General features: G+C 71.5%; 18 protein-coding genes. 9 read left to right on the top strand and 9 right to left on the bottom strand.

Features of this window, described 5'->3' with window-relative positions:
• Nucleotides 1–102 precede the first annotated feature (102 nt).
• The 4 genes from IF29_RS0138075 (at nt 103) to IF29_RS0138060 (ending at nt 6,769) form a co-directional block, all read left to right on the top strand.
• Nucleotides 103–1,647 carry a peptide MFS transporter gene (locus IF29_RS0138075; RefSeq protein WP_051726569.1) on the top strand — a complete coding sequence of 515 codons (1,545 nt, stop codon included), beginning with the start codon at nt 103–105 and terminating at the stop codon, nt 1,645–1,647.
• 58 nt (nt 1,648–1,705) lie between these two features.
• Complete coding sequence (locus tag IF29_RS0138070; protein WP_030265894.1) at nt 1,706–3,736, top strand: CocE/NonD family hydrolase; 2,031 nt, start codon at nt 1,706–1,708, stop codon at nt 3,734–3,736.
• 40 nt (nt 3,737–3,776) lie between these two features.
• Nucleotides 3,777–5,867, top strand: coding sequence for an FUSC family protein (locus IF29_RS0138065; protein ID WP_030265891.1), 2,091 nt, complete (start codon nt 3,777–3,779; stop codon nt 5,865–5,867).
• Between the two features lie 74 nt (nt 5,868–5,941).
• Nucleotides 5,942–6,769, top strand: coding sequence for an aldo/keto reductase (locus IF29_RS0138060; RefSeq protein ID WP_030265888.1), 828 nt, complete (start codon nt 5,942–5,944; stop codon nt 6,767–6,769).
• A 19-nt stretch (nt 6,770–6,788) separates the two neighbouring features.
• Here IF29_RS0138060 and IF29_RS0138055 read toward each other — a convergent pair whose 3' ends face one another.
• The 4 genes from IF29_RS0138055 to IF29_RS0138040 form a co-directional block, all read right to left on the bottom strand.
• Nucleotides 6,789–7,676, bottom strand: coding sequence for an NAD(P)-dependent oxidoreductase (locus IF29_RS0138055; protein WP_030265885.1), 888 nt, complete (start codon nt 7,674–7,676; stop codon nt 6,789–6,791).
• Between the two features lie 31 nt (nt 7,677–7,707).
• On the bottom strand, nt 7,708–8,607 hold the full coding sequence (locus tag IF29_RS0138050; RefSeq protein ID WP_030265882.1) for an SDR family oxidoreductase: 900 nt from the start codon (nt 8,605–8,607) through the stop codon (nt 7,708–7,710).
• 15 nt (nt 8,608–8,622) lie between these two features.
• Entirely contained in the window at nt 8,623–10,167 is a 1,545-nt protein-coding gene (locus tag IF29_RS0138045) for a flavin-containing monooxygenase (protein WP_030265879.1), read from the bottom strand.
• 102 nt (nt 10,168–10,269) lie between these two features.
• A complete protein-coding gene (locus IF29_RS0138040) occupies nt 10,270–10,929 on the bottom strand; it encodes a TetR/AcrR family transcriptional regulator (protein WP_051726568.1) in 660 nt (219 codons plus the stop codon).
• A gap of 79 nt (nt 10,930–11,008) precedes the next feature.
• On the opposite strand from IF29_RS0138040, the gene hpnH reads away from it, so the two are divergent.
• Nucleotides 11,009–12,013, top strand: coding sequence for an adenosyl-hopene transferase HpnH (hpnH, locus tag IF29_RS0138035; RefSeq protein WP_030265872.1), 1,005 nt, complete (start codon nt 11,009–11,011; stop codon nt 12,011–12,013).
• Nucleotides 12,014–12,124: 111 nt separating this feature from the next.
• Nucleotides 12,125–12,898, top strand: a complete 774-nt coding sequence (locus IF29_RS0138030; RefSeq protein WP_030265869.1) for a hypothetical protein — start codon at nt 12,125–12,127, stop codon at nt 12,896–12,898.
• Nucleotides 12,899–13,048: 150 nt separating this feature from the next.
• Here IF29_RS0138030 and IF29_RS0138025 read toward each other — a convergent pair whose 3' ends face one another.
• Both IF29_RS0138025 and IF29_RS0138020 read right to left on the bottom strand, forming a co-directional pair.
• Nucleotides 13,049–14,650 carry an MDR family MFS transporter gene (locus tag IF29_RS0138025; protein ID WP_030265866.1) on the bottom strand — a complete coding sequence of 534 codons (1,602 nt, stop codon included), beginning with the start codon at nt 14,648–14,650 and terminating at the stop codon, nt 13,049–13,051.
• A gap of 195 nt (nt 14,651–14,845) precedes the next feature.
• The gene (locus tag IF29_RS0138020; protein ID WP_030265864.1) at nt 14,846–16,870 is read right to left on the bottom strand and encodes a putative Ig domain-containing protein; all 2,025 of its coding nucleotides are present in this window, start codon (nt 16,868–16,870) and stop codon (nt 14,846–14,848) included.
• A gap of 278 nt (nt 16,871–17,148) precedes the next feature.
• Here IF29_RS0138020 and IF29_RS0138015 point away from each other — a divergent pair, with 278 nt between their 5' ends.
• On the top strand, nt 17,149–18,057 hold the full coding sequence (locus tag IF29_RS0138015; RefSeq protein ID WP_063757709.1) for a TrmB family transcriptional regulator: 909 nt from the start codon (nt 17,149–17,151) through the stop codon (nt 18,055–18,057).
• Between the two features lie 73 nt (nt 18,058–18,130).
• The gene (locus tag IF29_RS0138010) at nt 18,131–19,894 is read left to right on the top strand and encodes a pentapeptide repeat-containing protein (protein WP_157624137.1); all 1,764 of its coding nucleotides are present in this window, start codon (nt 18,131–18,133) and stop codon (nt 19,892–19,894) included.
• A gap of 89 nt (nt 19,895–19,983) precedes the next feature.
• Here the strand turns inward: IF29_RS0138010 and IF29_RS0138005 are convergent, their stop codons facing one another.
• From IF29_RS0138005 to IF29_RS0137995, 3 genes are all read right to left on the bottom strand, one after another.
• A complete protein-coding gene (locus IF29_RS0138005; RefSeq protein ID WP_030265856.1) occupies nt 19,984–20,736 on the bottom strand; it encodes an aggregation-promoting factor C-terminal-like domain-containing protein in 753 nt (250 codons plus the stop codon).
• Between the two features lie 542 nt (nt 20,737–21,278).
• On the bottom strand, nt 21,279–21,527 hold the full coding sequence (locus IF29_RS0138000) for a LapA family protein (protein ID WP_030265853.1): 249 nt from the start codon (nt 21,525–21,527) through the stop codon (nt 21,279–21,281).
• Between the two features lie 72 nt (nt 21,528–21,599).
• Entirely contained in the window at nt 21,600–23,078 is a 1,479-nt protein-coding gene (locus IF29_RS0137995) for an APC family permease (RefSeq protein ID WP_030265850.1), read from the bottom strand.
• Nucleotides 23,079–23,244: 166 nt separating this feature from the next.
• On the opposite strand from IF29_RS0137995, the gene IF29_RS0137990 reads away from it, so the two are divergent.
• A complete protein-coding gene (locus tag IF29_RS0137990; protein ID WP_030265848.1) occupies nt 23,245–24,477 on the top strand; it encodes an ROK family transcriptional regulator in 1,233 nt (410 codons plus the stop codon).
• The last annotated feature ends 58 nt before the right edge of the window (nt 24,478–24,535 follow it).

Here is a 24,535-nt window from a genome sequence, read left to right as displayed (position 1 = left end):
GACGGCATACGAGATGCTCAGGAGTCTCGTGGGCTCGGAGATGTGTATAAGAGACAGGTCCCGAGCCCTCGCCTATGCTCCTACTGATCTCAAGTCAGACATATGGTGCAAACGGGGCCCGACCTGACTGCGCCACGGACGGAGGCAGTTCTCTTGGGCGCGAGCGAGGCCACCCCTTCGGCGGAGACCGACCCGACTCAGGACCACTCCTTCTTCGGCCATCCCCGCGGACTGCTCACCCTCTTCGGCACCGAGATGTGGGAGCGCTTCTCCTACCTCGGCATGACCGCGATCCTGACGCTCTACTTCACCGCCTCGGCCGCCGACGGCGGCATGGGCATGGCCGACGGCACCGCCTCCTCCGTCTACGCCGCCTACAGCACGATGATCTACCTGATCTCGGTGGCCGGCGGCTGGCTGGCCGACCGGCTGCTGGGCTCGTACCGGTCGGTGCTGTACGGCGGCATCTGCATCGCCTGCGGCCACTACGTGATGGCCGTCCCGACCACCAGCATGACCTGGATCGGCCTCGGCCTGATCATCGTCGGCACCGGACTGCTCAAGCCCAATGTCTCCACCCTGGTCGGCAAGCTCTACAGCACCGAGGACGAGCGCCGCGACGCCGGCTTCGCGCTGTACTACATGGGCATCAACATCGGCGCCTTCCTCGGCCCACTGGTGGCGGGCTGGCTCGGCCAGAAGATCGGCTACCACTGGGGCTTCTCCGCCGCGGCGATCGGGATGACCTTCGGCGTCGTCCAGTACGTGCTGGGCCGCGGGCACCTGGCCGGGCGTCAGGACGGTGCCGAGTCGGCGCTGCCGCCGGAGGCCATGCGCCGCGCAGTGCGGATGATCCTGGCCGGCATCGCCGCCGTCGTGGTGGCCTTCGGCATCCTCGCCCTGGCCGGCGTGCTGACCATGGACCTCACCGTCAACATCGTCACCGGGGTCTCCGTGGTCACCCCGATCGCCTACTTCACCTTCCTCTTCCGCAGCCCGCGGGTCACCGCCGCGGAGCGCGGCCGGCTGCGGCCCTACCTGGTGCTGTTCGGCGCCTCAGTGGCCTTCAACCTGGTGCTGTTCCAGTCCTACTCGACCATGAACCTGCTGGCCCTGGACCACGCCAACACCGAGTTCTTCGGCTGGCACTTCCCCTCCTCCTGGTACGGGTCGGTGCTCGGCGTCGCCGAGGTGGTGCTGGCGCCGGTGGTCGCGGCGACCTGGGTACGGCTGGGGCACCGCCAGCCGCACGCCTCCAACAAGATCGCCTACGGTGTGATCCTCGGTGGCCTGTCCTTCCTGATCATGGTTCCGGCCACCATGAACCGCACCGGTGACTGGGTGATGTCCGGGGCCTGGCTGATCACCTGCTACCTGGTGCTCGGCCTCGGCGACATCCTGCTGGAGACCACCGGCATGTCGGTGACCACCAAGCTGGCCCCGGCCGCGTTCGCCAGCCAGTCGATGGCGCTCTGGTTCCTCTCACTGGCCCTGGCCAACGGCATCCAGGCCCAGTCGGTGAAGCTCTACGGCACCATCTCCGACCCCGCCTACTTCGGCCTCAACGGCGGTTTCGTGGTGCTGGTCGGTCTCGCCGTGATCGCCGCCGGTCCGTGGCTGCGCCGCACCATGCACCCCGTCCGCTGAGCACCCCGTCCGCTGACGCCCAGCCAACCGACGCCCATCCAGCCGAAGGAGCCGGCAGATGCACTACCGCGAGGACTTCCCGTACCCGATCGTCTGCGAGGACGTCACCATCCCGGTCCGGGACGGGATCAGGCTCTACGCCCGGATCTGGCGCCCCGTCACCGACGAGCCGGTCCCCGCGCTGCTGGAGTACCTCCCCTACCGCCTCGGCGACTGGACCGCGCCGCGCGACGCCCAGCGGCACCCCTGGTACGCGGGCAACGGCTACGCCTCGGTCCGGGTGGACATCCGCGGGCACGGCAACTCCGAGGGGATGCCCGGCGACGAGTACGACGCCACCGAGCTGGCCGACGGCGTCGCGGTGGTGCACTGGCTGGCCGAGCAGCCCTGGTGCAGCGGACGGGTCGGCATGTTCGGCATCTCCTGGGGCGGCTTCAACAGCCTGCAGATCGCCGCCCTCGCCCCGGAGCCGCTGAAGGCTATCGTCACCGTCTGTTCCACCGACGACCGCTACGACAACGACGTCCACTACATGGGCGGCTCCGTGCTGGCCGTGGACATGCACGCCTGGGCCGCGACCATGCTGGCCTTCGTCTCCCGACCGCCCGACCCGGAGTTCGTCGGCGACCGCTGGCGCGGGATGTGGCTGGAGCGGCTGGAGCAGGTCGACCCCTTCATCCACACCTGGCTGGACCACCAGGCCAGGGACGGCTACTGGCGGCACGGCAGCGTCTGCGAGGACTACTCCGCGATCAAGGCCGCGGTGCTGGCCGTCGGCGGCTGGGCCGACCCCTACCGGGACACCGTGTTCCGCCTCGCCGAGCACCTGGAGGCGCCGATGCGCGGCCTGGTCGGGCCGTGGTCGCACCAGTACCCCGACCGGGGGCTGCCGCCCGGGCCGGCGATCGGCTTCCTCCAGGAGACCCTGCGCTGGTGGGACCACTGGCTCAAGGACGATCACCCCAGCAGCGACACCGGCGTGATGGCCGAGCCCAGGCTGCGCACCTGGATGAACGAGTCGGTGCCCCCGGCCACCCGCTACGCCGAACGGCCCGGACGCTGGATCGGCGACGACTCCTGGCCCTCCGTCAATGTCGACATGACGCCCTATCGGCTCAATGACGGCCTGACCACGACCACCGAAGGCCCGGTCCAGGTCGTCTCGCCCCAGCACACCGGGGTCGACGCGGGCCGCTTCTTCCCCTTCGGCAACGACTCCGACCTGCCGCCGGACCAGCGCGAGGAGGACGGCCGCTCGGTCTGCTTCGACTCCGCGCCGCTCGGGGAGCACACCGAGATCCTCGGCAACGCCCGGCTGCGGCTGCGGGTGACCTGCCCCAGCGCCCGGGCACAGATCGTCGCCCGGCTCTGCGACGTGGCCCCCGACGGCTCGTCCACCCTGGTCACCCGGGGGGTGCTCAACCTGCTGAGCCGGCACGGCCGGGAGCGCTCGGTGGAGTGGGTCCCCGGGGAGACCGAGGACGTCTCCTTCGACCTGGTCGCCATCGCGCACGCCTTCCCGCCCGGGCACCGGATCCGGCTGGCGCTCTCCTCCGCGTACTGGCCCTGGATCTGGCCGCACCCCTCGGACCAGGGGTTCACCGTCGACCCCGGCGCCAGCGCGCTGCTACTGCCGGTCCGCGACAGCAGCGGCGACGCGGCCAGGGCCCCGATCGCCTTCGAGGAGCCCGAGCAGGCCCCGCCGCTCGGCGTGGTCTACGCCGCCCCGGAGGGCCTCGGCCCGGAGCGGATCGTCCGCCGCGACGTCGCCACCGACGAGTGGCTGCTGGAGGTGGACCCCCGCTACGGCGGCTCGCGCAGCTACCCGGACGGCCTGGAGTTCAGCGAGGACGCGCTGGAGACCTATGCGATCCGCGGCGCCGACCCGCTCAGTGCCCGCACCCTGTCGGTCTGGCGGGTCGGCCTGAGCCGCCCCGAGCTCGGCTGGAACGTCACCGTCACCACCCGCTCCGAGATCCGCGCCGACGCCGGCCACTTCCTGACGGACAACCAGGTGACCGCCGAGGAGGACGGCCGGACCGTCTTCGAGCGCCGCTGGGAGCGCCGCATCCCGCGCACCCACGGCTGACATACCATCACAAGCCGGTCGGACATCTAGGCTCAGCGCCATGCCCTGGACCACGGCCCTCAAGAGCACCGCCCGCACCGGCTTCACCCTGCAGCGCGCCTACAACGAGCCGCTGCGGGCCCTGCGCGGTGCGATCGGGGCCGGGATCACCGCGTTCGGCGCGCTGCTGCTGGGCAGTCCGCAGCTGGCGGCCTCCGCCGCGATCGGCGCGTTCATCGCCGGGGTGGCCACCTTCCAGCGCAGCTACCGGCCGCGTCCGCTGCTGGCGCTGGCCGCGGCCGCCGGACTGTCGCTGAGCACCTTCGTCGGCTACCTCGCCTCACCGTGGCCGCCGCTGTTCGTGCTGGTCGTCGGAGTCTGGGCGTTCATGGGCGGGCTGGCCTGGTCGCTCGGCCCGGCCGCGGGCGTGGTCGCGACCAACACCATCTCGGCGATGCTGGTCGTGGTCGCGCTGACCGAGAACGTCCCGCAGGCGCTGGCGCACGCCGGGGTGATCGCGGTCGGCGGGGTGGTCCAGGCGCTGCTGGTGGTGGTCTGGCCGATCCGGCGCTGGGGCGCCCAGCGCGACGCCCTCGCCGACGCCTACGCCTCGATGGCCGACTACGCCCGGCGGCTGCGGCACGACCCCTTCGCCGGATTCGACCCCGACCCGCTGATGGCGGCCAGGAACGCGGCCACGGTGACCCGCCGTCAGGCCCGGAACCGGCCGGCCGAGCTGCGCGGCCGCCGCGGCACCATGGAGCGGATGCGCCCGGCCATGGCGGCGCTGGCCGACCCCCGGGTCGGCGCCGCCGAGGAGGGCCCGGAGCGGGACCGGGCCCGGGAGATCCTCGGCGCCGCGGCCGAGGTGCTGGACGCGGTGGCCCGCGCCATCCGCACCGGGCGCCCGGTCGAGGTCCCCGAGCGCACCTACCGGGCGCTGGCGCTGCGCTCGACCGGCCCGGTCCTCGCCGGAGCCGCCCGGCAGTCCGGGCTGGTGCTGATCGGGCTGCTGGCCGACACCGCGGACTCGCTGGAGTCGCCCGGCGGCGACGGCGACGCCTCCGCCCCGCTGGGCGGCCTGTCCCGTCCCTCGGTGCACGAGCTGCTGCCGGTGGCCGCCCATGCGGTGCGCCGCAACTGGCGCTGGTCCTCCCCGGTGCTGCGGCACGCGGTCCGGGTGGGGGTGGTGGCGGCGGTCGGCGAGACCATCGGCATGCTGCTGCCCTTCGGGCACGGCTACTGGGCGCCGCTGACCGCGGTGATGGTGATGCGGCCCGACTTCTCTCAGACCTATTCCAGGGGCGTGGGCCGGATCGTCGGCACCGTTCTCGGCGTGGTCTTCGCCTCCGTGGTCATCTGGTCCGCCGCGCCGAACGACTGGGTGCTCACCGCCCTGGCCGTGACCGCCATCGGCGGCGCCTACCTGACCATCCTCACCGGCTACGCCGCGATGAGCGCCTGCATCGCCGCCTATGTCGTGTTCCTGCTGGCCATGGACAGCAACGGGCTGGTCAGCACCGCCGAGGAGCGGGTCGGCCAGACCCTGCTCGGCGGGGCCCTGGCACTGATCGCCTACGCCGTCTTCCCGACCTGGCAGACGGTACGGCTGCCGGACCGGCTGGCCGCCTACATCGAGGCCGGCGGCCGCTACGCCGCGGCGGCGGTGGCCGCCTTCGGGGCGCCGTCGGCGGACTCCTACCGCGCCGTCAGGGAGGCGCTGCTGGACCACCGCCAGGCCAGGGCCGAGCTGGTGACGGCCACCGGCCAGGCGGCCGACGAACCGGTGCGCCACCGGGGCCTGCGGAACTCGCAGCTCAGCGGGGCCCGTTCGGCGATGGCCGGGCTGGGCCGCGCCGCCCTGCTGCTGGAGGCGCACCTGCCGCCGCTGGGCGACGGCGAACCCGTCCCGGGCGCGGAGCGCTTCGCCGCGGTGCTCCGGCAGGAGACCGCCCGCGCCGCCCAGGCGGTCCGGCTGGGCCAGCCGGTCGACCTGACCGCGGTCCGGCTCCAGTACCAGGCCTGGGCGGAGGAACTGCCGGACCCGGACGAGGACAGCACCGACCCCCGGCACCTGGTGGCCCGGGACGCCCGCTTCCTGGTGGTCGCGCTGGAGGGGCTGCAGCAGGCGCTGCGCCAGGACCGGAAATAGCAGGATTTTGCAATAGCCAGCGTATGCAACTAGTTTAGACGGCAGCCCCACACCGTCGTACCGAAGGACAGTTCGTGAACCAGCCCGTCATCACCCTCAACAACGGCGTCCGGATCCCCCAGCTGGGCTTCGGTGTCTGGCAGGTGCCGGACGCCGAGACCGCCGCCGCCGTGGGCACCGCCCTGGAGGCCGGCTACCGCAGCATCGACACCGCCGCGATCTACGGCAACGAGAAGGGCACCGGCGCCGCGATCGCCGCGTCCGGGCTGCGCCGGGAGGAGCTGTTCGTCACCACCAAGCTGTGGAACAGCGACCAGGGCCACGACCGGACCCTGGCCGGCTTCGAGGCCAGCCTGGACAAGCTCGGCCTGGACCACGTCGACCTCTACCTGATCCACTGGCCCACCCCGGAGCGGGACACCTACCTGGACACCTGGCGCGCGCTGGGCAAGATCCTGGCCGACGGCCGGGCCCGCGCCATCGGTGTCTCCAACTTCAAGCCCGCCCACCTGCGCCGGCTGATCGACGAGACCGGCGTGGTGCCGGCCGTCAACCAGGTCGAGCTGCACCCGCTGCTCCAGCAGCAGGAGCTGCGCGCCTTCCACGCCGAGCACGGCATCGCCACCGAGGCCTGGAGCCCGCTGGCCCAGGGCTCGCTGCTGCAGCACCCGGTGATCACCGGCATCGCGCAGCGGCTGGGCCGCACCCCGGCCCAGGTCATCCTGCGCTGGCACCTGCAGCAGGGCACCATCGTGATCCCCAAGTCGGTCACCCCGGAGCGGATCCGGCAGAACCTCGACGTCTTCGGCTTCACCCTGGACGAGGCCGACCTGACCGCGGTCACCGCCCTCGACCAGGGCGACGCCGGCCGCATCGGCCCCGACCCGGACACCCTCAACTGACCTGCAGCTCTGCTTGACCCTAGGGCCGGCCGGCGAACCAGCTGGCCGCCATGTCCTCGCCGCCGTGGCCCTGGGCCTGGGCCCGGGCCAGGCGGGTCACCGCCGCCGGGGCCAGGTCCAGCAGGACCCCGGCCTGCTCGCCGGCGGCGGCGATCAGCCGGGCGTCCTTGAGCGCCCCGTCCAGGGTGAAGCTGGGGGTGAAGTCCCCGCTCAGCATCGCCTTGCCCTTGGACTGGAGGTAGGGGACGTCGAGCCCGCCGCCGGCCACCGTGTCCAGGAACAGCTGCGGGTCCACGCCCAGCCCCTCGGCCAGGGTGAGCGCCTCGGCGGTGCCGTTGACCAGGGTCAGCACCCAGCCGTTGAGCACCAGCTTGAGCCGGGTGGCGGCTCCCCCGGCAGCGTCCTCGGACAGCCAGCGGGTGGACCCGCCGACCACGTCGAACACCTGGTCAGCCAGCGGGCGGGCCTCGGCCGGACCAGCCGCCAGCACCGCGAGCTGCCCGGCCTCCGCGGGCTGGCGGGTGCCAAGCACCGGCGAGTCGACCAGCACCAGGCCGTGCTCCGCCGCGAAGCCGGCCAGACCGTCCAGGGCCTCCAGGCCGACCGTGCTGCACTGGGTCCACACCGTCCCGGCCCGCAGCTCGGGCGCGGCGTCCCGCATCGCCGCCAGCACGGCGGGCCCGTCCAGCAGCATGGTCAGGATCAGCTCGGCGTCGCGGACGGCCTCGGCCGGGTCGGCCGCGAAGCGGGCGCCGTCGGCGGCCAGCGCCTGCGCCCGCTCCGGCGTGCGGTTCCACACGGTCACCTGGTGACCGGCCTTCAGAAGGTTGCGGGCCATGGCCGCGCCCATGATCCCGGTCCCGAGCAGAGCCACCCGGAGCGAACGCGCGTCAGTCGATGAGGTCATGCCCCCACCGTACCGACCGGGTCGGCGCCCGCTAACGAGCCGCGCCCCGGGCGGCCCGGGCCTGCTCGTCGGCGGCGCCGCCGCGGCCGACCAGGCCGCGGCGGTCCTCGGCCGTGGCCCGCAGTCGCGGCTCCAGCGAGCGCAGCTGCATCGGCGCCACCCGGCCCAGCACCAGCGGAATCTGACCCCTGATCAACTGGTAGGAGCGCAGCCACCCCTGGGCGTAGACATGGACCGAGCGGTGGGCGATGCCGTCGGCGATGCGCTGGACGGCCGGGGCGAGCGGGTAGGTGCGGTTGGTCGGCCAGGGCAGGTGGGCCCGCATCTCGCGCATCACCTCGTCCTCGTCGGCGCCGCGCACCATGTCGGTGTCGGTCCAGCTGAGGTAGCCGACGCCGACCTTGACCCCCTGGTTGGCGACCTCCCCGCGCAGCGCGTGGGCGAAGGCCTCCACCCCGGACTTGCTGGCGCAGTAGGCGGTCATCAGCGGCGCCGGGGTCATCGCCGCCAGAGAGGCGATCTGCAGCAGGTAGCCGCGGGAGGCGATCAGCGCGGGCAGGAAGGCCCGGGCGGTGGTGGTGCTGCCGAGCAGGTTGACCTCGATCACCCGCTGGAAGGCGGCCGGGTCGGAGTCCAGGAAGGTGCCGCCGATGGCGATCCCGGCGTTGGCCACCACGATGTCGACCCGGCCGAAGCGTTCGACGACCTGCTCCGCGACGGCCTGAAGCGCCGTCAGGTCGGTGACGTCCGCCTCCCACCAGCCGGCTCCGGGCCCGCACTCGGCGGCGGCGCGTTCCAGCTCCTCCGGTTCGAGACCGACCAGGGCGACGGTGGCGCCGCGCACCGCCAGGGCTCGGGCCAGCTCGGCGCCGACGCCGCGCGCCGCGCCGGTGACGACGGCGACCTGGCCTTCGAGGGACTTCTTGGGCATGCCGGTGGGGTCCTTTCAGGCGTCTGCGCGGGCGTCCGCGGCAGCGGGGGCGTCTGCGGCAGCGGGGGCCGACGGGGCCTGCTTGCTGACGAGTCGGTACTCGGCGAGGTCGACGGTCCTGGTCTCGCGGCGGAAGCGGGCGGTGGTGCCGGGCCACAGCGTGGTGTTGGTGCCGTTGGCGTCCAGGTACCAGCTGTTGCAGCCGCCGGTGCTCCACACCGTGGTGGCCATCCGCCGCTGCACCTCCTCGTTCCAGCGCCGCTGGGCCTCCGGGGTGGGGTCCAGCGCGGCGCTGCCGGTGGCGTCCAGCCGGCGCAGGTAGTCGACCAGGTAGTTCAGCTGGGACTCGATCTGCAGCACCATGGAGCTGGTGCCCAGACCGGTGTTGGGGCCGATCACCATCAGCAGGTTGGGGAAGCCGCTGACGGTGGTGCCGCGCAGCGCGACCATGCCGTCCTTCCACTCCTCGGCCAGGGTGCGTCCGGCCGCGCCGGTGATCCGCTCGCCGATGGGCATGTCGGTGACGTGGAACCCGGTGCCGAAGACGATCGCGTCCACCTCGTGCTCGCTGCCGTCGGCGCCGACCACGGTGCTGCCGCGCACCTCCTTCAGCGCGGAGGCGACCACCTCCACATTGGGCTGCGCCAGCGCCGGGTAGTAGCTGGTGGACAGCAGCACCCGCTTGCAGCCGAAGCGGTAGTCGGGGGTGAGCCTGGCCCGCAGCGCCGGGTCCTTGATGTGGGCGTCCAGGTTGCGCTTGGCGAGCCGCTCGGCCAGCCGCAGCAGCGCCGGGCGCTTGGTGAACATGCCGGTCTGGCCCTCCCTGACGGCCCACAGCGCGGTGCGCAGGGCCCGCTGGGTCACCGGCAGCAGCCGGTACAGCCGGCGTTCGGCGGCGGTGATGTCGCGGTCCATCCGGGGCATCACCCACGGCGGGGTGCGCTGCAGCAGCACCAGCTTCCCGACCCGGGGCTGGATCGCCGGCACGATCTGGATCGCGGAGGCGCCGGTGCCGACCACCGCGACCCGCTTGCCGGTCAGGTCGTAGTCGTGGTTCCAGCGGGACGAGTGGAACACCTCGCCGGGGAAGCCGTCCAGGCCGGGAAGGTCCGGCACGACCGGGTCGGACAGCGGCCCGCCGGCGGCGACCAGCACTTCGGCGGTGTAGCGGCCCTGGCTGGTGTCCAGCTCCCAGCGGGTCCGCCCGGCGTCCCAGCGGGCGCCCAGCACCTCGTGGTGGAGGCGCAGGTGCGGCCGCAGCCGGAAGCGGTCGGCGATGCGCTCCAGGTAGGCCCGGATCTCCGGCTGCCCGGAGAAGGTGCGCGGCCAGTCCGGGTTGGGCGCGAAGGAGAACGAGTACAGGTGCGAGGGGACGTCGCAGGCACAGCCCGGGTAGCTGTTGTCGCGCCAGGTCCCGCCGACCGAGCCGGCCCGCTCCAGGACGACGAAGTCGGTGACCCCCGCCTCGCGCAGCCGCACCGCGGCCCCGAGACCCCCGAAGCCGGAACCGACGACGGCGACCCGGACGTGCTGCACCGGTTCTTCGGCACTGCTGCTCATCGAACTCCTCTCGGCGGGCCTGGTCCACCGTGCCGGCAAAACCATGCCAGTAATCAGTGGCGCAATCAGGAGGGTAGGGCACCGCGGCCCGCGCGGGAAGACTTATGACTGGCCGGTAACAAGCGCCGGCGACACGCCCGGGACGCGTCCCAATCCGATCAGCAGTCGCTCCAGTACCAGACCCGCCTCCTGGCGCGCCCTGACATGGTCGTCGGCGCGGGCGATGTAGAGGCTGGCCTCGGAGATCAGCGCCGCCAGCATCCGGGTCAGCGGCCCGACCGGCAGGTCGTCGACGTTGCCCTCGCGGATGGCGTCGGTCAGCGCCTCGGCCAGCAGCACGTAGCCGTGCTCCTCCACCAGGGCGTCCCAGGCGCTGTGCCCCAGCACGGCGGGGCCCTCGATCAGTACGATGCGCTGGAACTGCGCGTCGTTGCAGGCGTCCAGGAAGGACTGGAAGCCGCTGCGCAGCAGCTGCCAGGCGTCGCCGGGGTTGGTCTCGGCGCGGGCGGTCTCCTGGGCGACCAGGCGCTCCGCCATCTCCTGGGCGCACTCGGCCATCACCGCACGGAACAGGTCCGCCTTGTCCTTGAAGTGGTGGTAGAGCGCACCACGGGTCACCGCGGCGGCGGCCACGATGTCCTCCGTCCCGGTCGCGGCATAACCGCGCTCGGCGAACAGCTCACGCGCCGCGCGCAGGAGCGCACGCCGGGTGTCCGCAACGTGCTCCGCGCTTCGGCTTCGCCTGATCCTGGGCACTGACATACCTACATCCTGTTCCATACAGACTGTATGTTAGTGGAGGGCACCAACCCTGGGGCCCGGGGGAACGGAGACAGTGATCATGGGACTCCCACTTAATCTGACCGTCAAGATGGGCACGTACCTCCTCAAGCAGAAGATCCTTCGGCGGAAGAAGTTCCCGCTGATTGTGGAGGTCGAACCCCTTTTCGCCTGCAACCTCGCCTGCGCGGGCTGTGGAAAGATCCAGGAACCGGCCAGCATGCTCAAGCAGCGCATGACGGTCGAGAAGGTCGTCGGCGCCGTCGAGGAGGCAGGCGCACCGATGGTGTCGCTGGCCGGCGGCGAGCCGCTGATGCATCCGCAGATCGCCGAGATGACCCAGGCGCTGCTGGACCGGAACAAGTTCGTGGTGCTCTGCACCAATGCCGTGCTGCTGCCCAAGCACCTGCACAAGTTCAAGCCGAACCGCAACTTCGCCTGGATGGTGCACATCGACGGGCTGCGCGAGCGGCACGACGAGTCGGTGAGCAAGGTCGGCGTGTTCGACCAGGCCATCGAGGCCATCAAGCAGGCCAAGGCGGCCGGCTTCACGGTGTTCACCAACTCCACCTTCTTCAACAACGACAGCCCGCAGGACGTCATCGAGGTGCTGCAGTACCTCAACGACGACCTGAAGGTCGACCGGATGCAGATCTCGCCCGGATACGCCTACGAGAAGGCCCCCGACCAGGATCGCTTCCTGGGCGTGGAGCAGACCAGGGCGATGTTCAAGAAGGCGTTCGCCGACGGCCGCCGCAAGAGCTGGCGGCTCAACCACTCGGCGCTCTACCTGGACTTCCTCGAGGGCAAGGTCGACTTCGAGTGCACCCCCTGGGCGATCCCGTCCTACTCGCTGAAGGGGTGGCAGAAGCCCTGCTACCTGATGTCCGACGGCTACGTGGACACCTACCAGGAGCTGCTGGACAGCACCGAGTGGGACAACTACGGCCGCGGCAAGGACCCCCGTTGCGACAACTGCATGGCGCACTGCGGCTACGAGCCGACGGCCGTGCTGGCGACGATGGGTTCGCTCAAGGAGAGTCTGCGCGCGATCACCGCGGGCTGAGAGCTCCGGAGGCAACCCCTGGCCGTTTCCGGGGTCGGCTCATTAGCATGAGCCGACCTCCGGGGCCGCTGGGGCAGGAGGCATGCTCGCAGAGAAGGGCGGTGGCTCCCCGTGGCAGAGGTCGACGAAGACGCGTTCTACGTGCTCAGCGCGGTACTGCTGACGCCGGGCCAGTTCCCGAGCCTGCTCGGTGACGACTACCCGGCCGCCTGCGCCGCCCTGGGCCTGGAGGCCTGGGCGGACGGCTACGGGCTGCTGTTCGGGCAGGACTCGGACGGCGCCCGCTGGACCGTGGTCTCGGACGACGCCGCCCTGGTGGGCTGTGCCATCGCGGCCTGGGACTGCGGCATGCCCTACGACCTGACCCCGCCCGAGCGCACCGTGGTGGACTCGCTGCCCGGCTGGCCGCTGGCGCTGACGGTGAGCACCACCGGGCTGCCCGAACCGCACGACCCGGAGCCGGACGAGGACGACCACCCGCTGCTGACGCCGCCCGACCCCAAGCAGTGGGGGCCGGCGCAGCGCCGGATGGGCGCGGACGACATCGCCCACCAGTGGCGTATGTGGCGCGAGCAGATAGCCGACTCGGTGGAGTTCGACGAGCACCCCGAGGAGGTCCCGGAGCGGATCGCCAAGGTGCTCGCCGAGATCCGCGAGTACACCGAGACCCCGCCGCCGGCCGGCCGGGTACGCTCCTCGCCGGCCGGCGAGGACACCCGACTGGTCCGGGCGGACGGCCCCGGCTGGAGCATGACCGCTTGCACGGGCGACCTGGTCGTCCTGCTCTTCGACGACACCCCGCACGAGGTACTGCCGGTGGGGTGCGGTCCGCAGTTCACGGTCCTGCTGAAGGCCCTGGACGAGATGGCCCGGGCCTCGGCGTAGGCAGGTTTCTCGCTGCGGACCGTAGTGGGCTTGTCGCGCAGTTCCCCGCGCCCCTGGGGGCTGCAACTGAACCACTGCGGGACGTTGCAGCCCCCTTGGGGGCGCGGGGAACTGCGCGACCAGCCATCCACAACCCGCAGCCGAAGTCCCCTAGTGCGCGGGCGGTGCTGCCGACGGGTCCATCGTGGCCAGCGGCTTCTCCTTCAGCACCAGTGCGAACACCAGCGCGATGGCGATGAACGGCACCCCGGTCAGGAACAGGTCCCCGATGGAGTGCGCGAACGCATTGGTCACGTGCCCCTTCACCGCCGCCGGCAGGTGCTGGATGGCCTGGACGTTGTTGGCGTCCAACTTCGCACCGCCGCCCCCGGCGCCCCCGCTGCCGGCAAACTCCTGCTTCATGTAGTGGGCCAGCCGGCTGGTCAGCACCGTCCCGAAGATCGCGGTGCCGATGGAGGCTCCGATCTGCCGGAAGAAGGTGGCCGAGGCCGTGGCCACACCCATGTCGCGGAAGTCCACCGAGTTCTGGATCGCGGTGACCATGGTCTGCATGGTCAGCCCCAGCCCGGCGCCGAAGGCGAAGGCGTAGAGCGCCACCTGCCAGTACGCGGTGCTGTTGCTGAGCGTGCTGAGCAGCAGCAGCGAGCCGATGATCACCACCGCACCGACGATCGGGTAGATCTTGTACTTGCCGGTCTTGGCCATCAGCCGGCCCGAGGTGATCGCGGTGGCCATGATCCCGGCGACGGCCGGCAGCATGCCCAGCCCCGACTTGGTGGCCGACATGCCCTGCACGGCCTGGAGGTAGACCGGCAGGTAGATGATGCCGCCGAACATGGCGAACCCGGCGAAGAAGCCGAAGCCGTTGCCCACCGAGAAGATCGGGTTGCGGAACAGCCGCATCGGCAGGATCGGCTCGGCCGCCCTGCGCTCGATCAGGATGAAGCCCGCGGTCAGCAGGATCGAGGCGCCGAGCAGCAGCAGGCCCTGCCAGGAGGCCCAGCCGTAGCTGGTGCCGGCCCAGTTCAGGTAGAGCAGCAGGCTGGTCACGCCGGTGACGATCGCGGCCGAGCCCAGGTAGTCGATGCTGTGCTCGCGGCGGTTGACCGGCAGCTTCAGCGCGAAGGAGCAGACCACCAGGGCGCCCAGGCCGATCGGCAGGTTGATGTAGAAGATCCAGCGCCAGCCGATGGAGTCGGTGAACCAGCCGCCGAGCAGCGGTCCGGCCACGCTGGAAAGACCGAAGACCGCGCCCATCAGACCCTGGTAGCGACCGCGCTCCCGGGGCGGGATCACGTCGCCGATGATGGCGAAGGCCAGCGACATCAGACCGCCGCCGCCGATGCCCTGGATCGCCCGGAAGCCGATCAGCTCGCCCATGTTCTGGCTCAGCCCGGCGAGCGCGGAACCTATCAGGAAGATCACGATCGCGGACTGGAAGATGATCCGGCGGCCGTAGAGGTCGGAGATCTTGCCCCACAGCGGGGTGGCCGCAGTAGAGGTGAGCAGGTAGGCGGTGACCACCCAGGACAGCTTGTCGATGCCGCCGAGCTGGCTGACGATCGTGGGCAGGGCGGTGCCGACGATGCTCTGGTCGAGGGCGGCGAGCAGCATGCCCGCCATCAGGCCGCCCATGACGACCATGATCTGCTTGTGGCTCAGGTAGTTGGGACCGTCGGCGGGCGCCTCCGGTGAGGGCTCGGGCGGGGTCCCGGTGGGTTCGGTCGCTGTGTCGACCGGGGAGTCGGACATGGGTGGCTGGGCTCCTGGGTGGTTCACCGTTCGGTGCTCGGATGCGAGCAGGTGGGCACCGTATCGTGCACCACCGACAACGCGGAACACCAGCCTTGCCTTACGGCAGGCAAGCAGACTGCCCCTGCCGCGGGAGACCCGTGGCAGGGGCAGTCGTACCGGTGTCGCTGCAGGCTGCGTCAGGACGTCAGGACGTCAGGAGACGTTGATCGCCGTGTCGTCGATGACGAAGCTGGTCTGCAGGCTGGAGTCCTCCACCCCGGTGAACTTCAGGGTGACGGTCTGGCCGACGTAGGAGGAGAGGCTGAAGCTGCGCTGGGTGTAGCCGGTGCCCTTGTTGAGGTTGGAGTAGGTCGCCAGGGTCGTGGTGGTGCCGCCGCTGGTGGCCTGGACCTTGAGGGTGTCGTAGGCGGTGCTGGTGGTGGTCTCCGCGGTGTCGATGTGGAGCCAGAAGGTCAGCGTCGCCGTGGTGCAGCCGGCGGGCACGGTCACCGACTGGGACAGGGTGTCGGTGTGGGTGCTGCCGTAGCCGTCCAGCCAGGCCTTCCAGCTGCCGCTGTGGGCGGCCTCACTGCTGGAGTTGTCGATGACGCCGGAGCTGGCGGTCCAGGGCGAGGCGGAGCCGGTCTCGAAGCCGGGGTTGCCCAGCAGCTGGGCCGCGGTGCAACCGCCCCCGCCGCCGGAGGTGGCGATGGTCCAGCTGAAGGAGGCGCTGCCGCTGGCACCGGTAGCGTCGGTGGCGGTGACGGTCACCGAGGAGGTGCCCGCCGTGGTCGGGGTGCCGGAGATCAGCCCGGTCGAGGAGTTGATGGACAGTCCGGCCGGCAGGCCGGAGGCCGAGTAGGTCAGCGTGGAGCTGCCCGAGTCGGAGGCGCTGATCTGCAGCGAGACGGCGGTGCCGACGGTGCCGCTCTGGTTGCCGGGCCCGGTCACGGTGACGGTGTTGCCGCCGGTGCCGGTGCCCGCGGTGAAGGCGGTCAGGCCGTTGGGGGTGCCCAGACCGGTCGGGCCGTCGTAGCCGACGCCGGCGGTGCACAGGTAGCTGGGCGAGCAGCTGCCGTTGCTGCCGCTGGTGACGTCGTTGAGGGCGGTGGTGTGCTGGTACGGGTACTTGGCGGGGTAGTCGCTCGCTCCCGGGGTGCCGGCGTCGGCGTAGACGCTGGCGATGATCGGGGAGGAGGCGCTGGTGCCGCCGTAGACCTGCCAGCCGGAGGCGCCGTAGCTGTCGTAGACGGCCACGCCGGTGGCGGGGTCGGCGACCGCGGAGACGTCGGAGATGGTGCGCTTGGAGCAGCCGGTGTCGGTCTGCCAGGTCGGCTTGGCGTCGTAGGCGGAGCAGCCGGAGCCGGTGCCCTCGGTGCTGCTGGTGGACCAGACGCTCTCGGTCCAGCCACGGGAGTTGGAGGCGGTGCTCAGCGAGGTGCCGCCGACCGAGGTGACGTACTTGGAGGCGGCCGGGTACTCGGCGCCGTAGGCACTGTCACCGGCGGAGACGGTGATGGCCACGCCCGGGTGGTTGAAGTAGCTGGAGTCGGAGCTGGTGTCGGTGGAGTCCTCGGACCCGCCGTAGCTGTTGGAGACGTACTTGGCGCCCAGCGCCACGGCCTCGTTGACGGCCGTGCCCAGGTCGCTCATGTTCGCCGAGGTGGCCTCGACCAGGATGATGTGGGCGGCGGGGGCGACCGCGGAGACCATGTCGAGGTCCAGCGAGATCTCCCCGGCCCAGCCGGAGTCGGCGGTCGGGTAGCTGGTGCCGCCGGTCTGGTTGACCTTCTTGAAGCAGCCGTTGGCGGTGGTGCAGGCGGACAGCCCGTACTGGGTGCGGTAGGCGGCGAGGTCGGACTCCGCGTTGGGGTCGTCCTGGGCGTCCACGATGGCCACCGTGGCGCCGGCGCCGCCGTTGGCGGGCAGGGCGTAGGCGCTCTTCAGGTTGGACGGGCCGTAGCCCGAGGGGGTGGCCAGCGGGGAGACCGCGTTGGCCCGCAGTGCCGCGGGCTGGGTGACATCGGTCCTGGCCAGCGCGAGGCAGGCCATCTGGTGCACATTCGCCGGAGTGGCGCAGAGGCGCTTGACGTGGACCGCGGCGGAGGACCCGCTCTGGCCGGTGGCGGCGGTCGCCGGGGCGGCGGCCGCGAAGACGCCGGCGACCAGCGCGGCGGCGGAGACTGCGGCGGCTGCGGCTCTGCGCAGTCCGCGACGAGTGGTGCTGGGGGTGTGCAACAGACGGCCCTCCAGGGGGATGAGGCCGGCACCCGGGACGCCTTCGTGGGGCGACCCGCCACCGACCGGGGGTAACGTCAGGCACATGACAAAGCATCCTACCTGACACCCCGTTGAGTGGTGCTCAGCGCCGAGAAGATTAGCGAATGCATGACAACCCCACAAGAAGTTCTCAGCGAACAGCACACTTCCCTTGGAAAAACCTGTGAGAAAGGTCTTTCAGCCACGTCGTGGACACGGCTTGCCAAAGCGGGGACCATCGCCGCTACGGTGCCTGCATGCAAACGGACGACAGGCGCGCAGCGGACCTCGAAGAGCTAGGCCTCACCAACTACGAGGCGCGGGTTTACCTCGCGCTGATCCGGCGCGACGTCTTCACCGCGGCCGAGGTCGCCCGCGAGGCGCAGGTGCCCAGGCAGCGCGTGTACGACGTACTGGAGGGCCTGACCCGGCGCCAACTCGCGGTGCTGCACCCGGGACGGGTGGCTGGCTACTCCGCGGTCGCCCCCGAGATCGCCGTCGACCGGCTGATGGAACAGCAGCGCCGCTCGCTCGGCCGGCTGGAGCGGCTCTCCGACGAGCTCGCCCGGGAGCTGCTGCCGACCTGGGACAGCGGTCGCACCCACACCGACCCGCTGGACTACGTCGAGGTGCTGCGGGACGCGGCCGACATCAGCGAGCGCTTCGCCCGGATCCAGTCCGAGGCCGAGCGCGAGCTGCTGAGCTTCTCCCGGCCGCCGTGGGTGACCCCGTCCGAGAACACCGCCGGCCTGGAGGCCACCGCCCGGATGCACGCGGCCGGCCGCACCAACCGCGCGCTCTACAGCCGCGACGTGCTGGACGACCCGGCGATGCTGGAGGTCATCCGGCGCTTCGCCGAGGTCGGCGAGGAGATCAGGATCGCCGACAGCCTGCCGCTGAAGCTGATCGTCACCGACGGCTCCACGGTGCTGTGCGACATGCCCGACCCGGTGGCCAGGACCGGTGCCACCACCGCGCTGGTGATCCGGCACCCCTCGCTGGCGGAGACGCTGCGGCTGGCCTTCCACAGCATCTGGGAGCAGTCGCCCACCCTGGAGGAGGCGCTGAAGCTGCGTGACGCCGCGTCAAGGGCCGAGGCCGCGCCCGACTCCGAGCCGGTCGAGCCGGTCGCCGCGGAGGACGTCGCCGCGGAGGACCCTTCGTAGCGGTGAACCGGAACTCCCCCGCACCCTGCTGACGTACCATCAACTGGCGTGAGGGGGAGGGGGAACGTTCGTGGTGGTGTGGCGCAGGCGGCCGGCGGCGGGCACCGTCGCCACGGCCGCGCGACGGCGTACCCGGTTCTACGTGGTGCTGTACGTGGCCCTGGCCGGGGGCGCCACCTGGGCCGCCGCCGTCTACGCCGCGCAGACCGTGCTACCCGCGGTGGCCGCGGTGTCGACCGTGGCGGGCGTGGCGCTGGCCTACCGCGGCCAGCGGGCCGACGCCTCGAACCGTGAGGCGACGCGGCTCCAGATGCGGGCCGATCTGACGCTCCGGCACAACCAGTCGTTCTCCGACCGGTACACCGCGGCGGTGCGGCAACTGGTGAGCGACCAGGCCCAGGAGCGCATCGCCGGCATACAGGCGCTGGTGCGGATCGCCGACGACTCGGACCGCAACCGCTCCAACTGCCTGAAGTACCTGTGCGAGTACCTGCGCTTCCCGGCCTCCCCGGCGACCGCCCCGGACGCCGTCGGACAGGACCTGGTCCGTGCCGCTGCCCTCAAGGAGCTGACCGACCGGCTGCACCCGGACCACCTCGGCTTCTGGCAGGAGGCGGAGATCGACCTGAGCGGGGCCGAGCTGCACGACATGGACCTGTCCGGCGCGACGGTGCGCGGGATCCGGCTCGACCGGTGCACCTTCCACGGCGCGGCCCGCTTCGAGGGCACCGACTTCCTCGGCGAGGCCCGGTTCAGCGGGGCCCGGTTCGCGGAGCTGGCCTGGTTCAACGGCGCGGTCTTCAAGGACGCCGCCTGGTTCAACGAGACGGTCTTTGAGGACGGGGCCAGGTTCGGCGGCGCCGACTTCCAGGCCACCGCCTGGTTCAACGCGGCGCTGTTCAACGCCCCCGCGCGGTTCAACCGGACCACGTTCCACGGCGAGGCCCGCTTCAACAGCGCCAGGTTCGGCGAGGCGGCACGGTTCACCGGCGCGGCGTTCAGCGGCGCGGCCCAGTTCGACGCGGCCTCGTTCACCGGCCCGGCCCGCTTCGGCAACGCGACCTTCGCCGGCGCCGCGCAGTTCGACGACGCCACCTTCGCCGAGGTCGCCTGGTTCAACGCGGCCTCGTTCGCCGGCCTGGCGCAGTTCAGCGAGGCGGTCTTCTCGGACGCCGCGCTCTTCAACGCGGCGGACTTCACCGGCGTCGGCCAGTTCAACGGCACCGTGTTCGCCCAGGAGGCGAACTTCAACGGGGCCGGCTTCGCCGTGGACGCCCAGTTCGGCGATGCCGTCTTCAGGGAGGTGGTCCGTTTCGGCGAGGCCGCGTTCCACGGCACGGCGTGGTTCGGTGACGTCGTGTTCAGCCAGGCCGCCTGGTTCGGCGGGGCCTCATTCGCCGGCGTGGCCCAGTTCGCCGGCGCCCGCTTCGCCGCCGAGGCCCAGTTCGGCGAGGCCACCTTCGAGGACGCGGCCCGGTTCGACAAGACCGTCTTCGACGGCCCGGCCCGGTTCGGCGGGGCGACCTTCAACGCGGCCGCCCGCTTCAGCGGCGCCTCCTTCGCCCAGGCGGCCCGCTTCAACGGAGCCTTCTTCCACGGCGGCACCGCCCGCTTCAACGAGGCGCACTTCGCCGGCGACGCCTGGTTCACCGGCGTCACCTTCGAGCAGGCGGTGCGCTTCAACGAGGCGAGGTTCGAGGCCGCGACCCGCTTCGACAAGGCCGGCTTCGCCAGTGACGCCTGGTTCCTGAGCGTCCGCTTCACCGAACCGCCGACGCTGCCCGCCGGCTGCGCCCTGGACCCGACCACCGGCCTGCTCTCCTGCGGCGGCGCCTGAGCCGGGAACCGCCCGCGTCCGGTCGGGGAACCCCGGTGGGACGGGGCTCACCGACCGGACGGGAAGCGGTGCTCAGCCTGCGGCGGCTGTCAGTACCAGTTGTTGGCCTGCCAGAACTGCCAGGCGGCGTTCGGGCTGCCGTAACGGTCGTTCATGTAGCTGAGCGCCCAACGGATCTGGGTCTCGGCGCTGTCCTGCCAGTCGGATCCGGCCGAGGCCATCTTGGAGCCGGGCAGGGCCTGGCCCAGACCGTAGGCACCGGAGGAGGCGTTGGTGGCGTGGACGTCCCAGCCGCTCTCGTGGGAGATGATCTCGTCGAAGGAGTCCAGCTGGTCGGCCGGGATGATCTGCGCGGCTATGGACTGCGGGCTGCCGCTCAGCGTGGTCCGGGTCTCCGAGCGGGAGGCGGCCTGCTGCGTGGCAGCGGCGGCGGCCCGGGCGGCGGCGGCCTTCTCCGCGGCGAGCTGGTCGGCGGCGGCCTTGGCGGCAGCGGCCTTCTCGGCGGCGGCCCTGTCCGCAGCGGCCTTGGCGGCGGCAGCCTTCTCCGCGGCCGCCTTCTGGGCAGCGGCCTTGGCGGCGGCCGAGGCGGACGCGGAGGCCTTGACGGCGGCGGCCTTCCGGGCGGCGGCCTTGGCGGCGGCAGCCTTGTCCGCGGCGGCCTTGGCGGACGCGGAGGCCGAGGCGGAGGCCGCGGTCTGCAGGTCGGCAACCTTCTGCAGGCTGTCGGCCTGCGAGACGGAGGAGCTGGGGGCCGCGGCGGAGGAGTCGACGACCACGGCGCCGGCGACGGCCATCCCGCTGACGGAGACAGCGGCGACGATGGCGGCCGTGCGCTTGCGCATACGAAGTACAGGCTTGCGGTGCAGCATGGGAGAGGGACCTCAATCGGCTGGGCTCGGCGGCTGGCCGACGGATTCCTCAGGGCGGGACAGGTGCCCTGGGGAGCCGGATCAGCGCCTGGGGCACCGGTTTCGGTTGGTGCCGGACTGAAGGCGACCCCGCTGCGACCAGCGGGACTGCCGTGACGACTTCGCCATTGTTAGCGGGTCGTCGGCCCAGGTCCAAGGGCCCTATTACTATGCGACTCCGTAGTCGAACACCGTTCGCGAGGCCGTTCCGGAGCCGCGGATACCCAGCCCCCGGACAACCGAAACACCGGATTCCAGTTGTTCCGGAATCCGGACACACGGGCGTGAGCAGGGGATAAACACCCGCGGGGCCCCGGTTGCCGCGAGGCCGGGGACAGCCCTCCCCCAGATGAACGACAGCTTGTTCCCAGGTAAGGAGTGGATCAACTATCGGGCTTCGTGGACGGCACCGGCCGTGTGGCGGGGGTCACCCGACGGGGGCGCAACCGGAGCCCCGCACGCCTCTTTCAACGCCCTCAGGCGCGGTCCCGGTACCGCCGCACGAACCATCCCAGCAGCATCCCGGCCACCAGCATCACCGCCAGCACCACCCACAGCGGTGAGGTGACCGTGGAGATCCCCCAGAGGTGGATCTTCACCGAGGAGGTGTTCATCAGGATGAACCAGACAGCCAGCACCGCGACGACTGCGAAGACCACCGTCCGCGCATTGACGGTCACCCCGCCGACCTTGCGGCGCTCCGCGGTGTCACTCTTCTTGGCCATGGGCCCATTCTGGGCAGGCCCGGCCTGCCCCGCACGGCGGACTGCGCCGCACGGGGCAACGGACGGCGGCCGCTACGACGCCACCGGCGCGTCCTCCAGCCGCTGCCGCTCCAGGTACTCCTCGCGGATCTCCTTGGGCCCGAACGGCCAGACCTTCTCGAAGCGGGACCACAGCACGAAGGCCAGGCAGCCCGCCGCCAGCCAGGCCAGCGACCACTCGATCGGATGGATGCCCGGCGCCGCCTTGTCGGCGAAGCCGTACACCACCAGCCAGCCGATGCCGGCGAGCACGCCGGGCAGCGGGTAGAGCCACATCCTGTAGGGGCGGTGCAGGGCGGGCTGCCGCCTGCGCAGCACCACCAGCGCCAGCACCTGGGCCAGCGACTGGACGATCACCATCACCGTGGTCAGCAGGCTGATCAGGGTCTGCAGGCTGGTGTGGCGGCCGAGCAGGAAGCCGGCGGCGGTGATCACGCCCATGCTCAGCAGGCCGAGCACCGGGAAGCGGTGCCGCGGGTGCAGCTTTCCGTACTGCTTGAAGAAGACCCGGTCCCGGGCCGCGTCGTAGGGCACCCGGGAGCCGCCGAGCAGCCCGGTGAAGACCGAGGCGAAGGCCGTGATCAGGATCAGCACCGTCACCACCTGCGCGGCGCTGTGGCCCCAGGCCCGCTCCAGCACCACCGAGGCGACCGAGGTGTAGGCGGCCGAGTTGGTGTCCAGCATGTCGTGCCAGTTCACCACGCCCAGCACACCGATCTGCATCAGCAGGTAGATGCACATGATCGCCATGATCGAGTAGACGATGGCGCGGGGCATGACCCGTCCGGGGTCCTTGATCTCGGCGCCGGTGTAGGAGGCGGTGTTGTAGCCGAGGTAGTCGTAGATGCCGATGGTCAGCCCGGAGGCGAAGGCGATCCAGAAGCTGCCGTGGGTGAGCTGGATGGCGTGGGCCGGCCAGTCGAAGGCCTGCGCCGCGTGGAAGTGGCTGTACGAGGCGATGATCAATGCCAGCACGGCGAGGATCATCACCGCCCACATCACCACGGTGATCCGGCCGATGCTCTCGATCCGCCGCCAGAGCAGCACCACCACCAGGGCGACCACGCCCAGCCCGACCAGGTCGCCCTCCAGCGAGGTCATGCCCGGCCAGAGGTAGCCGAGGTAGGAGACCAGACCGACCACCCCGGTGGACATGATCAGCGGGATGAACAGCATGGCCGTCCAGACGAAGAGGAAGGGCATCAGCTTCCCGGAGCGGTACTGGAACGCCTCCCGCAGATAGACGTAGGTGCCGCCGGAACCGGGCAGCGAGGCTCCGAGTTCGGCCCAGACCAGCCCGTCGACCAGGGCCAGCGCCGCGCCGGCGATCCAGCCGATGATCGCCTGCGGACCGCCGAAGGCGGCCACCATCAGCGGGATCGTGATGAAGGGACCGACGCCGCACATCTGGCTCATGTTGATGGCGGTCGCCTGGAACAGGCCGATGCGCCGGACCAGTCCTGGGGATTCCGTCGACGGTGGGGCGGGCGCGGGCGTGGGTGCGGTCGGCACTGCGGACCTCCATGAGTGGACGCTGCCCCAGCAGTGGACAGATGGGGTGGGATTAAGTTAAGTATCTTTACTTAGGGCGTCAAGGGTTCGGTCGGGTTCGGTCATTACAGTGATCACCGCAGGAGTCCAGGACTGGTCGCCAGACCGGAGAGGCAGCCGAGGCAGCATGACCGAGCACCCCGCCGATCCCCCGGCCGACCAGCGCTGGAACCGCCGGCGGCTGCGCAGCAACAACGAATGGCTGCTGCTGGAACGGCTGCGCACGGCCGGCCCCGCCTCGCGGGCGCAGCTGGCCCGCGACACCGGGCTGTCCAAGCCCACCGTCTCCGCCGCACTGGCCGCCCTGGAGCAGGTCGGCCTGGCCCGCGAGGCCGGCACCGTCGTCCCCGACCGGGGCCGGACCGCGGTGCTGTACGAGGCCGACCCCACCGCGGGGTACGTCCTCGGCGTCGACATCGGCCGGGCCTGGCTGCGGCTGGCCGTCGCCGATCTGGCGGGCACCGTGGTGGCCCGCGAGGACGTCCCCAACAACGGCCGCAGCGGCAGCGCGGTCGCCGAGTCGGTGCTGGCCGCGGCCGAGCGGGTCACCGCCGCGGCCGGGCTCCGGCGGGGCGACATCGTGGAGGCCGTGGTCGGCGCGCCCGGCGTGTTCGACGAGCGGACCGGACGGGTCCGCTACGCGGTCAACCTCCCCGGGTGGGGCCGCAGCGGCCTGGTCGCCGGGATGCGGGAGGGCCTGGGCACCTCGCTGACCCTGCACAACGACGCCAATCTGGCCGCCATCGGCGAATACGCCTGCGGCGCGGGCCGGGACAGCCGGCTCTTCGTCTACATCCTCATCGGCACCGGGCTCGGGATGGGCGTGGTGGCCGACGGGGAGCTGTTCCGCGGGGCGCACGGCGCGGCCGGTGAGATCGGTTTCCTGCCGCTGCTGACCCATCCGATGCCGCCGGCCGGACCCGCCCCGGTGCAGGGTGCTGCCCTCCGGGGGACGCTGGAGGACGCGGTCTCCGGCGAGGCCGTGGTCCGCGGGGCGCGTGAGCTGGGGATGACGGGTCCTCAGCCGCTGACCGCGAAGCGGGTGTTCGAGGCGGCGCGGGAAGGGGACCCGGCGGCGGTGGCCGCGGTGCGGCAGGAGGGGGAGCGGCTGGCGCACGTGGTCGCGGCAGTGTCCTCCGTCCTGGACCCGGACCTGGTGGTCCTGGGCGGCGGCGTGGGCCACAGCGCGGACCTGCTGCTGCAGACGGTGCAGGACACCCTGCACCTGCTCACCCCGCTGCGGCCGCGGGTCGCCCCCAGCGAACTCGGCGACGACGCCGTCCTCCTCGGCGCAATCACGACTGCGCTGCGCTCAGCCCGCCCCAAGGTCTTCGAATCACACAACGCCGACCACACATAGGGGCGCGAGGCTCTGCTTGATCAACTGCGCGCGCTGCCAACCATGCACCTCCGTAGAG

The organism is Streptacidiphilus jeojiense, assembly GCF_000719095.1.
Classification (GTDB): Bacteria; Actinomycetota; Actinomycetes; order Streptomycetales; family Streptomycetaceae; genus Streptacidiphilus; species Streptacidiphilus jeojiensis.
This window is presented reverse-complemented; position numbering and strand designations above follow the sequence as displayed.

Excerpts from the sequence above, each read along its gene's own strand:
- IF29_RS0138075 (WP_051726569.1), top strand. The coding sequence starts at position 103 with ATGGTGCAAACGGGGCCCGACCTGACTGCGCCACGGACGGAGGCAGTT.
- IF29_RS0138070 (WP_030265894.1), top strand. The coding sequence starts at position 1,706 with ATGCACTACCGCGAGGACTTCCCGTACCCGATCGTCTGCGAGGACGTC.
- IF29_RS0138065 (WP_030265891.1), top strand. The coding sequence starts at position 3,777 with ATGCCCTGGACCACGGCCCTCAAGAGCACCGCCCGCACCGGCTTCACC.
- IF29_RS0138055 (WP_030265885.1), bottom strand. The coding sequence starts at position 7,676 with ATGACCTCATCGACTGACGCGCGTTCGCTCCGGGTGGCTCTGCTCGGG.
- IF29_RS0138050 (WP_030265882.1), bottom strand. The coding sequence starts at position 8,607 with ATGCCCAAGAAGTCCCTCGAAGGCCAGGTCGCCGTCGTCACCGGCGCG.
- IF29_RS0138045 (WP_030265879.1), bottom strand. The coding sequence starts at position 10,167 with ATGAGCAGCAGTGCCGAAGAACCGGTGCAGCACGTCCGGGTCGCCGTC.
- IF29_RS0138040 (WP_051726568.1), bottom strand. The coding sequence starts at position 10,929 with ATGTCAGTGCCCAGGATCAGGCGAAGCCGAAGCGCGGAGCACGTTGCG.
- hpnH (WP_030265872.1), top strand. The coding sequence starts at position 11,009 with ATGGGACTCCCACTTAATCTGACCGTCAAGATGGGCACGTACCTCCTC.
- IF29_RS0138025 (WP_030265866.1), bottom strand. The coding sequence starts at position 14,650 with ATGTCCGACTCCCCGGTCGACACAGCGACCGAACCCACCGGGACCCCG.
- IF29_RS0138015 (WP_063757709.1), top strand. The coding sequence starts at position 17,149 with ATGCAAACGGACGACAGGCGCGCAGCGGACCTCGAAGAGCTAGGCCTC.
- IF29_RS0138005 (WP_030265856.1), bottom strand. The coding sequence starts at position 20,736 with ATGCGCAAGCGCACGGCCGCCATCGTCGCCGCTGTCTCCGTCAGCGGG.
- IF29_RS0138000 (WP_030265853.1), bottom strand. The coding sequence starts at position 21,527 with ATGGCCAAGAAGAGTGACACCGCGGAGCGCCGCAAGGTCGGCGGGGTG.
- IF29_RS0137990 (WP_030265848.1), top strand. The coding sequence starts at position 23,245 with ATGACCGAGCACCCCGCCGATCCCCCGGCCGACCAGCGCTGGAACCGC.